This is a genomic window from Aliiruegeria sabulilitoris (genome assembly GCF_001558155.1).
GTDB lineage: Bacteria > Pseudomonadota > Alphaproteobacteria > Rhodobacterales > Rhodobacteraceae > Tropicimonas > Tropicimonas sabulilitoris.
Genome location: NZ_LOAS01000130.1, coordinates 1 through 478 on the forward strand (window position 1 = coordinate 1; position 478 = coordinate 478).

The 478-nt window shown below is 58.6% G+C and carries 1 pseudogene; it reads left to right on the forward strand.

What is annotated here, in order from left to right:
- Positions 1-189: 189 nt before the first annotated feature.
- Positions 190-478: pseudogene (locus tag AX756_RS25430) on the forward strand (integrase core domain-containing protein); the annotation flags it as partial.

Consider the following 478-nt stretch of genomic DNA (forward strand, 5'->3'; position numbering starts at 1 on the left):
GATCCGCAAGGAGATGAAAGCTGTCGCCAGGAAGCGGCGTCGGTTCGGTCATAGCCGGTCTCCTCTTCAGTGTGGTTCAGCAAAACCACTGTTGAGACCTGAAAGCCGGTTATGGCCACCTGCTGCGCAACTTGAGGGCTCCGCAGGTGGCCATAACCTACCAGAACCGCTTCATTCCCGACGTGCTACGGCCTGGTCTTCACCAGCCGCGCAATCCTGAAATGGGCGAACAAGAACGGCGTCGATTGGCATTACATCGATCCGGGCAAACCCCAGCAGAACGCCTTTATCGAGAGCTTCAATGGAAGCCTCCGTGACGAGCTGCTGAATGAGGAATTGTTCGACAGCCTGGACGACGCAAGGCGAAAGCTCGCCCTCTGGCGATACGACTACAACCAGGTCAGGCCACACTCGTCGCTGGGAAACAGAACGCCCGCAGAAGCGCGCCGGACGCTTGAGCTAAATGAGGGCTCCGCGC